Origin of the sequence: Paenibacillus sp. ICGEB2008 (assembly GCF_000307675.1) — a bacterium.
In the GTDB taxonomy this organism is placed as follows: Bacteria; Bacillota; Bacilli; order Paenibacillales; family Paenibacillaceae; genus Paenibacillus; species Paenibacillus polymyxa.
Genome location: NZ_AMQU01000009.1, coordinates 81,982 through 94,075, shown reverse-complemented (window position 1 = coordinate 94,075; position 12,094 = coordinate 81,982). Strand labels below are relative to the sequence as shown.

Here is a 12,094-nt window from a genome sequence, read left to right as displayed (position 1 = left end):
ATATCTTAAGTATGGTTGCTGATCATAAACTTGGATATCATAAATATCTGAATTTTTTTAAATCAGTTACTAAATTATCAAGCCCTATTACTTTACAATTTTCAACTTCTTGTAATTTTCGAAGTTCCTTATCAATATTAATACCTTCACTAGAACCCTTTGGAAGATCATCTATAAAATAAACTTTAAACCCGGCCTCTAAGTAAACTAATAGTTTTTCTATTAGTTTTTTAGGTAAAGATTCAGAGTACGGTACGACTAGCCCTGAAAACGATTCGTTATTTATAATAAGTTTCTTATCTTTAATTTCAGACGACATTAATATATCAGTGGGCACTATATCAAAATCAATTTGATTTTGCATTAACTCTTTAGCCGGTTTTTGTAATAGCATATATTCACCGGACCACTCTGCTTCGCCATGATATAAAACAGCTACGGGTGCTACATGTATCCCATCCGTCAGCAAATGGCTAATCTTATTCGTATAATCATTTAAAATCTTCATATATCTAAACTGTGGATTTTTACCATGAGCATAAAAGTGAGGTGGACAATCTAAATCTGGAAATTCTTTTGGCGAAAATGCATGTGGTACGAAGTAATTTACTCCTCTTACAAGCATATGATCCGTTATCCATTTCATTAGTTTTAAACCTTCACCCCAACCATAAGCTCCAAAAACTTCACACATTGTACGTCCTTTTTTCTTTTCATCCATATGACCCAAAGAGGCTCCCATTTTAGCCAATGCATAGTGGAAAAACTCACCATCCCAACCTGATGATGTACATGATTTAAAATAACCTTTATCCATTCCGGGCAATATTTGATGTAATACTACATCTAGCCCTGACATATCCTGTTCCCACAAGCTTCTATAAAAATGACCTGCTCCATAGCCTAATCTGGCATGTGCATTATTATCTTCTATTACATGCCCAATATATTCAACATTATGGGCTCTACACCATTTACCTAACCTTTGGGTAAAATTTTCAGAATATAACTTAGTAATAATATCCATATATAAATATCTAATTTTATTTTCTTTTGACTTTCCATTCACCCATAGCAAAGGTAAATATTTAACAACATCTTCTGAAATATTTTTTTGCAATATCTCTACCAGATCTTCTCTCCATGGTAGTACCATGTCAAATCTTCCAATTGAAGCGTTTGGTCCTTTCACATTTCCAAAACGTGGTTCATCAGAAAAAAATCCCGCAATAGTTGTTCCGAAATCTTCTTTATACCTATTTAAATGTGCTTCATAAACAGTATCAATTAATACTTGTGTTCCTTTTGGATCAATTGGATTTAAGTAGCCTTCAGTAGACTTTTCTCCTCCGTCAAAGGTCTGTACAATAGTAAAAATTCTCCAATCCCCTTCTGGAATATCTAAGTAAGCAACTCCATTAATTACTTTATTTGATACATCAAATAAAGTATCAGGATCTATTTCATCACTGTTAATTATCTTAGCTGCAATGACTCCTATCATTTTATCTTCTAAACCAAATTTGCTTGTTTCCTTTTTAGATTTTTCTACTCCAACGTTCATGACAGCATCTCTTGAACCATTGGCTGCCCACTTTACAATAATTCCTGCATCTTTATATGGACCTGCAAAATCTTGCTGATGGATTTTTAAAAATAATTTTTGTAGATTTGGATAATCCTTTTTAATTTTTCCATTGGCATAACCTGTTGGAAAATGAGAATCATCTAAAATCCAGACTTTCATATCACGTTTTCTTGCTTCATCCATAATCACATCCAAATCTTCCCACCATTTAGGTCCCAGGAAATCAGGATGAGGACGTGATTCCACACATACAGCTTTTATTCCAGATTCATTAATTTTTTTCATATATTCACGTAATACACCTTCTTCTTCACCATGCTGCCAGAAGAAAGGCATTAAATAATTACTTTCCCTATTTTCTAAAACTTCATCTAATTTCTTCATATATTATTCTTTCCTTTCTTGATACTATCTACTAATTACCTTTTTATGTAAGTAGACTAGCAGTTCATTTTATATCAATTAAAAATAAAATATTTCATGTAGTATCAATACTTTAGTCATTTCAATATCAAAATGAAAGAAAATAACTAACCAAATCTAACATATAATAAACTTATTCATTTTTAACATTGAAAATTGGGCTTTTATATATTTGAATTAATTCAAATATGTATATTGTCCTCTGTACCACCAAATGCGTATGATCTATATAAATAAAGGATATCATCTTCTCAAATACTCTAAAATATCAAATCAACACGTATTTACTGACCTATCTTAATATTTTTTCTCACACTAAACTTGAAACAAAAATAACCCTATAAAATATATCTAAATAGATAATTTAAATCTCCTGTAAACTAGCACAATAAAACCTAAGCACTGATACCATAATTCGTAGTATCAATAGCTTAGGTTTTGGTTTCGTCCAGTATATTTTTTAAAGCTTTTAATAAATATCAACTAACTTTTTCTGATAAAGCAAACGGAAAAGGTTTCTGAATTAAAGACATGTCAGCTTTTTAATATTTAAATAACGTTAGAAAGTTATGGCAGACCTGCACCTGGAATCTCTACGTCAACAATTTCAATTCGAGAGCCGCGTTTAATCTGAGCAGCCTCAGGGTTACTTAAGGTATCTACATCTAAATCATTATGCGCATCAACTGTGACAATGAATAATGTCCTGCGCTCAGGTCCTCCCAACATGCATGCTAAAGGTGTAGTTGATACTTTTATGCGGTGAGTTACTTCACCACCTTCACGTAAACGAATCACCTCACCCCTATTTGGAGTAGCAGCCCAGATAGCACCTTCAGCGTCAAGACAAATCCCATCAGGACCAGCTTCCATATATGCCCAGACACGGCGTCCTGTTAGTGATCCATCCTCCTCAATGTTAAATGCAACAAGCTGTTTCGCAAACGTGTCAGCCGCTATAAGCACATTTCCGTCAGAAGTAATAACCATTCCATTGGGACAAATCATTTCATCAGCTACAACACGCACATCCCCTTCTGGGGTAACCAGTGTTATCCATGCTTCTACTTCTTGGCCAGGCTTATAAGACCGTACGTCATAACCATAACTTCCAACGTAAGCACGTCCCTTATGATCGACTACCATGTCATTAATACCCACCGCTAACTTGCTAAGGTCTGCTACTATCGACAGCCCACTCGGGTCCTGTCGCAATATTCGGCCATCTCCTGAAACTATAAGCAACCGACCATCAGGAAGCCACCCTAATCCTGATGGCAAGTTTGGCACAATAACCACACTCTCAGCCTTGCCACTGAAATCAACATTCATCACCTTTTTACCAAATATATCTGAAAACCAGAGTTTACGCTCGTGCCAGCGTGGACTTTCACCCCACACCAGTTCATCCAAAAGAATTTTAGTTCCATAATTCATAATATACATCTCCTTATCAATATACATTACTTCCAGAAACAAAAAACTAACTTGGATTTATTTGCAACATGAACTTAGAATAATATTGCGCAGCTTTCTAGTGAGTGTCGTCGTTCCCGCATCTTTTTTTTGCATCATGAATAGGAATGTTAAATCGTCCTCTGGACAATTACAAAAATATGCCCCAAGCCAACCATCCCATCCATATTCCCCAAGACATCCCAAATCTCCAGCTTTACTGCAATCTGTCATTACACGCATTAAGTTTCCATAACTGTGTCCGCTTAACGTTAGCCATTCATCAAAGCTTTTCTGCTGTATCTCATTTAAAGTTCCTGATGTCAGATATTTCACTGTTTTAGGTCGCAAAATCTGAACGTCGTCAAGATTTCCTCCATTCATAAGCATTGTAGTAAATTTTGAGTAATCATCTATTGTAGACGCAAGTCCTGCTCCTCCAGATTCAAATGCCGGATCCATATCCATCTGATTAATAATACCCAAATTATTTCCGGTATAAGGCTGTAATTTACCTAGCCCATTGTCTTCATATGCTCTTACAAGACGGTGCCTTTTCTCTGATGGTATCCAAAAACCAGTATCCCACATTCCTAGCGGTTCGAATAATTCCTTCTTTAAAAATTCTCCGTAGCTTATACCACTAGCTATTTCTATAACTGCCCCGAGTACATCTGCAGAGGTCCCGTAATTCCAAGAAGTTCCTGGTTGAAAGGCAAGGACGCACTCTCCTAGTCTGCTCATAGCTTCCACAGTACTCATTGGAGAATCCCCTAATAGCCTATTTTTTATCTCTATAAATAATGCTTCAGTATCCCGACCAGCTCTGTTATCCCCGCCGTAAACCAAGCCTGAGGTCATTGAAAGCAAATCTTTTAAATTTACTTCACGCACCGCCGGAACCAGCTTGCCTCCCTCATCAACCATCTGTTTTTTAAAACTAGGAATATACTTACTTACTGGATCATATAAATCTATATCGCCTCGCTCTAGTAGTATCATTACACCAGCAGCTGTAACAGGTTTAGTCATAGAATACAGTCTGAAAATGGAATCTCTTTTTATTGGAATTCCAGCTTCCTTATCTGCCCAACCATCTTCATGGTAGAAAATTTCTTTTCCATCTTTGATAATCATTAAATTTGCGCCGGCTATGTAGTCATTGTCTATGCTATTTCTTAAAGTTTTTTTTTATCTGACTGATTTCTGTATCATTAATCATTTTGGACCCCTCCATATTCCTACTATTTACTGTACTTTGCTTTTATAAAACAATTGGAAAATAAGATATAGCAGATTATATACTAACCTGCTATATCTTACCGATTGCATATTTAATTAATTGTTGGGAACCTATTCACTGATTTTATAAGAGGCGTAATATTCCCTATTCTTACTTTGCGTGTAGCCATCTTCTAAAATATAGACATTCGTTTTTAACCGGATATCCTCCGAAGAAGAGCCAATCATCACATCAAATTCCCCTGCTTCTATCTTCCATTTCAAATCTTCATCTAGGAATGCAAGTTGACTAGGATCAATATAGAAATCTACTTTTTTCTTTTGTCTAGCTTCTAAAGGTATTCTACAAAATCCAACCAATTCCTGTGCTGGTCTAACTAAAGATGCCACTTTATCACATACATAGATTTGGGCAATTTCAACACCAGCTGTATCCCCTGAGTTTTCTACTTCAAAACTAATATGAAACTTCTCAAATGGTTTTATCTTTGATTTTTCTGTTTGTAGATTATGATAATCAAATGTAGTATACGATAAACCATAACCAAAATAATATCTTGGAGTATGGGGAAGATCGATATATCTAGTAAATGGGGAACCGGTTTGAACATGATAACTTGATCCCTGACTGTGGTTATAATAAAGTGGCGCTTGAGCCGAACTATATGCAACAGAAACTGGAAGTTTACCACTTGGATTATTTGTACCAAGAATTGTTTCTACAATAGCTTGACTGCCAAACTCCCCAGGGTTCCATGCTTCAATAATTGCAGAAGCATATTTATCAGCAGCATCACTAGATATAGGCCTTCCATCTAAATGAACAACTATAAAAGGAATATCACTCTCGCCTAATTTCATTAAAAACTCTTCTTGGCATTGAGGAAGATTAATACTACTTGAGTCAATCCCTTCTCCTGTTGAGCATGATGTTCCCCATCCATATTTTCCGCCGACCGTAACAATCGTAACATCTGATTCTTTCGCAAGTTTTAACGCATCTTCATGATGGCGAGTATCATTCCCTACATAAGGATAACCATACTGATATTGAATATCAGAGTTTGGACAACATTGCTTAAACTCTTCTAAAATATTCCTACAATGCTTATACGCTTTACTTGCAACTTGTTCAAGCTTTGGAATTTCTACATCGATAATACTTCCTGGATATGTGTCTTTCTTTTTATTTCTCCAAAGCACGTCATCTGTTTGTACTTCAATACCTGCCATCGTATTTCTAGCACCCATAGCAAGTTCTAATACGCTACCATATGAATACCCACCGAATAAGCTTCTTGTAGATCTTGCATTATGTCCAATTATAGCTATTTTTTTTATCGGCTGTATCTAATGGTAAAATTCCATTATTTTTGAGAAGAACTAATGATTCTCTTGCATATTTCAAACTAATTTTTTTTGATTCTTCTTTATTAAATACTTCTTCTATTTTTTCATATGAAGAAGGAAATGGATTTTCAAAAATTCCGAGTCTAAACTTCTCAGTTAAAACTCTTAATACAGTTTCATCTAGAAGCTGAATATTTATTTTACCTTCTTCCAATAGTTGAATTAAATTGTCCCCATAAGCACTTGGTGTTGGTAATTCTAAATCAAATCCAGCATTCAATGCCTTTACTGCAGCTTCATTCTTTCCTTCACAGACTTTCATTCGTGTAAAAAGCTCTTCAATAGAAGCATAGTCTGCGACAAGTAGCCCATTAAAACCCATTTCTTTTCTCAATAGGTCTTGCAATAAATATTTAGATGCAGCTACTGGCTCACCATTTACACTTCCGTATTGATTCATGACTGAGCGAAGATTTCCTTTGCTAATTGCAGATTGAAACGGCTTTCCGAAAATCTCCTGCAACTCCCTTTCAGGAACATTAGTCGCTGCAGCATGTATTCCGCCTTGTCCAGCATGATAACCAATAAAATGCTTGCTAGTAGCCATAATATTATATTCATCATTTTCTCCAGAATTTTGGATACCTACAACATATGAAGTTCCTAGTGCAGAAACAAGAGTAGGATCCTCTCCATAACTTTCTCCCTGACGACCTAAACGTGCATCCCGAGTAACATCAAGAACTGGAGCTAAAGCATGTTTAATTCCAACTGCACTCATTTCTTTTCCTATTACTTTCCCTGCCTCATACTCAAGTTCAGGATCCCAGGCAGAGCCTCTGCCAATGCCTGTAGGAAAACTTGTTGCTTCTGGCATCAATACACCAGTTAATCCTTCAATATGAAAAAGAGCAGGTATATCAAATCGACTACGTTCCATTACTTTCTTTTGATAGTCTCTAAGCTTATCGGCTACCATTTCTTTAGAATCATCCCATGCAGCAGACAAAAATGCTATTGCACCAACTCCATCTTGAAAAGAATTTTCTAAATTCGGACCATTTTTATCCTTAGGGTTATAGCATTGTAACTGAGCAACTTTTTCTTCTATGCTCATTCTATGAATTAAATCCTTAGCACGCTCTTCTGCCGACAATGTTATATCTTTATATCTGAATGTATTCATTGATAAATCCTCCTTTTACCTCAGTGCTTCTTAGCTAATCGTTCGCTCTCGTTGTAAAGTATGTTAAAACTGCGCTGAGAGTAAAACTTACGAAAAAGCAGATAAAAAATCCTATAAGTGGACCTGGATCACCGCTAGGATCCATTTGGGCACCAAATGTTAAAATTCCTCCAACAGCAGCTGGTGAAAATTGATTTGTTCCTAAAATTGTATTCAATGGTCCAGCAATTCCTCCAGCAATCATTGCGCAAATAAATGGTTTCCTATACGGCAAAGCAATCCCGAATATGGCAGGTTCAGTAATACCAAACAGTGCAGAAGTCATAGCTGAATAACCCGTAGCTTTATTTTCTTTTCGTTTAGACTTAAGTGCAAAACCAAGCGCAGCTCCGGCTAGTGCCCAAACTCCCATACCTAAAATCGGGCTCAAAGCATTAGAACCATTTCTTAGGGTTATATCGGTCAAAATAGGAATAAAAGCATAGTGCAATCCAAAAAGTACACAGAGCTGCCAAAAGGCACCGAATATTACACCAGTCGCTAAAGGGAATAAATTATAAACTCCCATAGTACCATTCGCTAATAACTCACTTACCTTTACAAAAATCGGACCAACTACCATGAATGTGAAAGGTACCATTACTAAAAGTAAAACCATAATTTTAAGGAATTCTAAAAATGGTGGTATAAATCTCTCTAGATACCTTTCAAGTTTTGCAGCAATAAAAGTACTAAACATAACAGGGAAAATTGAATTACCGTACGATGTTAAAATAACCGGAATTTTAAAAAAAAGTTAAAGCTGTACCATCCTCATGTAATTTCACAATACCTGGGAATACCAATGATGCTCCTATTGCAGCAGCAACATAAGGGTTGGAGTCAAATGTTTTCGCAACTGAAAATGCCACAATTATAGGTAAGAAGTATAAGAAAGCATCATTTATATTTTGCAAAATAATAAAAGTGCCATCTGTTGTCTGCAATACACCTGCCATTAGAAATATAGCCAAACAACCTTTAATAATACCCACCGCCGCCATTGTTGGAACTAGCGGAAAAATCATTTTCATGAGTGATCTAGATAGCCTATTAATCAAACTTGTTTTATTTTTTGTTTTAACTTTTTCAATTTTTTCTTTAATGTCATCTTCATTCGCATTACCTTTTAATAAAGAATCAACCTCAGCATAAACATCTTTAACAACATTCCCAACAATCACTTGATATTGCCCACCAGCTCTCATAACACCCAATACTTTATCAATACTTCTAATTTCATCATCATTGGGAATTGATTCATCCGCCAGAACAAATCTCAATCTAGTTACACAGTGCGTAACACTTACAATATTCTCTGGTCCTCCAACTTTTTCAATTATTGCTTTTGCTGAATCTTTTAAATTCATACAAACTTCCCCTTATTAAAAATTGTTTGGATTCCATTCCGACTTCCATTGAATGACTGGGATGTTATCTCTAAATTCTACAGGTAGCCACACGTAATCAGACTCACTTGTATTAATGTTCCATGAACTCTTCTCTTTTTTTCTTGTTAAGTCAACAACCCATCGATCCCCGATCGCAATGAATAAATCTTGATTAGGCACTTTAAACACACTACTTATCTGGGAATTGAAAGTGTTCTTTTCTGTATCCTCTAGACACGGATCTCCAATTATATACCATGGACCATGCATATTATCTGCTTTGGCACTGAGCGTTTGATTAGGATAATAAGCAGTTGTCCCAGACGTAAACATAAAGTATTCATTCTCTCTCTTAAAGACAGCAGGTGCCTCACGTGCTAATGGAGGTGAACTAAAATGCAAATGCGTTGAATATTTTCCTGTTAGATTTTTATAGTCGTCAGTTAAATCTGCAATTACAATTTCTGTATGGACTTTTCCAAAGATAATGTATGCTTGACCATTATCATCAACAAACAAATCAAAATCACCACTGCTCATATCTAAAGGAACTATCTTATCAATAAGTTTAAACTCTTCAGTGATACTTTTTGATGTCGCTATTCCCATATATTGATAATTCCAATCTCGAGGATTATCATCTGTCCCTGCCAATTTCATCCACATTACAAATTCTTTATTCTTTTTGTTATAAATGATATGGGGACGATCCATAATTCTAGAAGGATGTAACGGGTTATTAACATCTGAAGGCGCCTTCAGAATAGTTTTTTCAAATTTCCAATTTATTAAATCCTCAGATGAATAACAATTAACACCATTGTGCCAAACGCCACTTCCCGGAATCGTATTTTCCTTATTTTCCCCATACCAGTAATAGACACCATCTACATACAGCACTGAACTACCATGAGCTTGGATACGCTTACCATTTGTATCAAGCCAAACCTGACCTGGTCGAATAAAATTAGACATTTAAAACTTCTCCTTATAAAAGATAATAGTTAAATCCCTACTCTTACATTATTAGATCTATATACGGAAAATTTAAATATATCCTACATTGAACTTAATGTTGGTCTCTTTTTTAATTACAGGAATTACCCCTTTCAACACTCATATAGCTCCTTGTTCACACTTAATAATAAGTCAACTGACAATAAATACGTTTTCTGTAAAATGAGTGTTTTCGTTGGATATACTAACTGATAAAAACTATAGTTTTAGATGAAATTATATAGACGTCTCTATATTTGTGACCTCAAGGAAGCTATTAAATAATTCCCTTGAAGAAAGGATAGCATTTTCTTAATTGCTCTTTAATATCAAATAAACACATATTGACTGACCGATTTTAATATCATAACCTACTATATAATGACTAACCTTGAAAGGGGTTTCAACTATGAATCACGATGAATTAGATAGAATGCTTAGAGTTTTAACAGAAAAAGAGCTAAAATATAAATCAAATCCTGTTATATCGGAAAGATATAAAAAAATGGAGATAATTAACTGTGAAGGGCATGATGCTTATTTATTTGATGATAATGATATGAATATGGGCGAAAATATCACCCCACGTAAACATACACGATTTGTTGAAGTACCCATGCATGTTCATACTTATATCGAACTTAGTTATGTATATTCAGGAGAATTTACAGAGGTCATAAAAGATAAGACTGTAAAACTGAAAGAAGGACAGATATCTATTATAGATACAGGAATTCCTCATTCTATTTTACCAACTACTGAAAATGACATTATTATAAATATATTAATGAGTAAAGAATACTTTTCAACTGCCTTTCTTAGCAGGCTATCAAGTAAAGGCATTATCTCAGAGTTTTTAATTAATGCTATTTCTGATAAGAGGGATCATGATAATTATATAATATTTAATTCCGAAAATAACAAAAAAATCCCTATATATATAAGAGAGCTTCTTTGTGAATATTTTGATAAATCTTTATGTTCAAATGAAATCATTGATTGCTTTATGGTGCTTATATTTTCTGAATTATTGAGGGTATTTCAGTACGACTCTAGCCACTCTAACTCTAAATCATTAAATAATGCACCCGTTATAGAAATACTTAACTATTTAGAGAAAAATTATATGACATGTACTTTGATTTCCACAGCTAAGCATTTCAATTTTCATCCAAACTATCTAAGTAATTTAATTAAAAAAACTACTAATAGATCTTTTTCTGAAATTATATTACTTCAAAAGTTAACTAGAGCCTCTATCTTACTTGAAAATACTGACGTTCCTATTTATGGGATCGCAAACGAAATAGGTTATAACAATTTAAATTTCTTTTACAAAAAGTTCAAGGAATATTTTGGTGTAACACCAAAAGAATTTCGAGACAATTCTATTTCTAAATCTATTCAAAAATTTAAGTGAAAACATTTGCTTTTTTGAAGTTTTTCATAACATCATTATGCTAACAAAAAAATCCCCTAGCGGGGTCTATTCAGCTATCTCTCCCTGGACAGGCAAAAGCAGCCCTATAGGGCTGCCTCTTCTGCTGTAATCATACTAATTGCTCGTATATTTTACCCAGTCATATTCGGCATACAGCGGATTTGCTCCATTATATGACCCTAACCAGCTATCTACTCCGGTACCATTCCATAAATTCATCATAATTTTGCCTGGCGTACTCGGAATATTCGTGGTTGCTGTATGTTTCAGAACACCGTCAACGTACCATTTAATATACCCTGGCTGCCAATCGAAAGCATAGGTATGGAAGCTCGTTGAAGCATCAAAGCCAAGATTGATAATTTTCTCGTGCCCACCGACTCCATTGGTATAATAGTTAAACTGTACTTTTGTCGTGTCCTTTCCTAAAAATTCGATATCTATTTCATCCCATTGCGTGCCATGGGAAGGTCCTGTATACGTGAAAAAGGATGAGACAATTCCCGTGTTTTTAGCAGGCTTCATGCTGACCTCGTACAGGCCATATCCGTAATTGTTCGTTGATCGGTACTCCCCACAATCAAATTTGTTGTTCGCCGGACTCGTTAAACTCAGCTTTAGCTTTCCATCATTCGTAAAGTTAACATTGTTGGCACGCCAAGTGCAATTGAACATCTGCCCATTGGAGTACCCATCTGCCTTTTGCCAAGTACTTGAATTAAAATAACTTAATGGTTCCCAGAACACATTCCCCGCAAATGCGCTTACCGAAAAAAACAGAGAAATCACACCTGTGATCATCAGCGTAAACCAAGACTTCTTCTTCATCATACACCTCCAAGGACAATTTCAAATATGAATGAAAGTTGTGGAACGTGGTTTCCAGCAAACGTAATATGATCTGCCGAAAACCAAATAATAGAGCTTGCCTGGACATTTACCCGCTAATAGCGTTCTCATGGAATAACAGGGCGGGTCCCTCG

At 35.2% G+C, this 12,094-nt stretch carries 10 protein-coding genes; 1 reads left to right on the top strand and 9 read right to left on the bottom strand.

Going from position 1 to position 12,094, the window contains the following annotated elements; all coding sequences use genetic code 11:
• Positions 1 to 37: 37 nt before the first annotated feature.
• The 8 genes from C400_RS0110430 to C400_RS0110405 all read right to left on the bottom strand — a co-directional run bounded on the left by C400_RS0110430 (position 38) and on the right by C400_RS0110405 (position 9,649).
• On the bottom strand, positions 38 to 1,972 hold the full coding sequence (locus C400_RS0110430) for a glycosyl hydrolase (RefSeq protein WP_232795346.1): 1,935 nt from the start codon (positions 1,970 to 1,972) through the stop codon (positions 38 to 40).
• Between the two features lie 606 nt (positions 1,973 to 2,578).
• A complete protein-coding gene (locus C400_RS0110425) occupies positions 2,579 to 3,448 on the bottom strand; it encodes an SMP-30/gluconolactonase/LRE family protein (protein ID WP_017426924.1) in 870 nt (289 codons plus the stop codon).
• Positions 3,449 to 3,505: 57 nt separating this feature from the next.
• Positions 3,506 to 4,603, bottom strand: coding sequence for a serine hydrolase domain-containing protein (locus C400_RS0110420; RefSeq protein ID WP_017426923.1), 1,098 nt, complete (start codon positions 4,601 to 4,603; stop codon positions 3,506 to 3,508).
• 216 nt (positions 4,604 to 4,819) lie between these two features.
• A complete protein-coding gene (locus C400_RS27730) occupies positions 4,820 to 6,031 on the bottom strand; it encodes a glycoside hydrolase family 3 C-terminal domain-containing protein (protein WP_232795355.1) in 1,212 nt (403 codons plus the stop codon).
• Positions 6,021 to 7,244, bottom strand: a complete 1,224-nt coding sequence (locus C400_RS27725) for a glycoside hydrolase family 3 protein (protein WP_232795345.1) — start codon at positions 7,242 to 7,244, stop codon at positions 6,021 to 6,023. Before C400_RS27725 ends, C400_RS27730 begins: the two co-directional genes overlap by 11 nt.
• A gap of 34 nt (positions 7,245 to 7,278) precedes the next feature.
• Complete coding sequence (locus C400_RS27720; RefSeq protein WP_232795344.1) at positions 7,279 to 7,983, bottom strand: PTS transporter subunit EIIC; 705 nt, start codon at positions 7,981 to 7,983, stop codon at positions 7,279 to 7,281.
• 46 nt (positions 7,984 to 8,029) lie between these two features.
• Entirely contained in the window at positions 8,030 to 8,653 is a 624-nt protein-coding gene (locus tag C400_RS27715; RefSeq protein ID WP_017426921.1) for a PTS transporter subunit EIIB, read from the bottom strand.
• 15 nt (positions 8,654 to 8,668) lie between these two features.
• The gene (locus C400_RS0110405; protein ID WP_017426920.1) at positions 8,669 to 9,649 is read right to left on the bottom strand and encodes a family 43 glycosylhydrolase; all 981 of its coding nucleotides are present in this window, start codon (positions 9,647 to 9,649) and stop codon (positions 8,669 to 8,671) included.
• A 430-nt stretch (positions 9,650 to 10,079) separates the two neighbouring features.
• Here C400_RS0110405 and C400_RS0110400 point away from each other — a divergent pair, with 430 nt between their 5' ends.
• Positions 10,080 to 11,090, top strand: a complete 1,011-nt coding sequence (locus tag C400_RS0110400) for an AraC family transcriptional regulator (protein ID WP_016820935.1) — start codon at positions 10,080 to 10,082, stop codon at positions 11,088 to 11,090.
• Positions 11,091 to 11,225: 135 nt separating this feature from the next.
• On the opposite strand, the gene bglS is transcribed toward C400_RS0110400, so the two are convergent.
• Positions 11,226 to 11,939: a beta-glucanase gene (bglS, locus tag C400_RS0110395; protein WP_017426919.1), complete on the bottom strand. Its 714-nt coding sequence runs from the start codon at positions 11,937 to 11,939 to the stop codon at positions 11,226 to 11,228.
• Positions 11,940 to 12,094 lie beyond the last annotated feature (155 nt).

Coding starts and splice junctions, on each gene's coding strand:
- C400_RS0110430 (WP_232795346.1), bottom strand. CDS start 1,972: ATGAAGAAATTAGATGAAGTTTTAGAAAATAGGGAAAGTAATTATTTA.
- C400_RS0110425 (WP_017426924.1), bottom strand. CDS start 3,448: ATGAATTATGGAACTAAAATTCTTTTGGATGAACTGGTGTGGGGTGAA.
- C400_RS0110420 (WP_017426923.1), bottom strand. CDS start 4,603: ATGATTATCAAAGATGGAAAAGAAATTTTCTACCATGAAGATGGTTGG.
- C400_RS27725 (WP_232795345.1), bottom strand. CDS start 7,244: ATGAATACATTCAGATATAAAGATATAACATTGTCGGCAGAAGAGCGT.
- C400_RS27720 (WP_232795344.1), bottom strand. CDS start 7,983: ATGTTTAGTACTTTTATTGCTGCAAAACTTGAAAGGTATCTAGAGAGA.
- C400_RS27715 (WP_017426921.1), bottom strand. CDS start 8,653: ATGAATTTAAAAGATTCAGCAAAAGCAATAATTGAAAAAGTTGGAGGA.
- C400_RS0110405 (WP_017426920.1), bottom strand. CDS start 9,649: ATGTCTAATTTTATTCGACCAGGTCAGGTTTGGCTTGATACAAATGGT.
- C400_RS0110400 (WP_016820935.1), top strand. CDS start 10,080: ATGAATCACGATGAATTAGATAGAATGCTTAGAGTTTTAACAGAAAAA.
- bglS (WP_017426919.1), bottom strand. CDS start 11,939: ATGAAGAAGAAGTCTTGGTTTACGCTGATGATCACAGGTGTGATTTCT.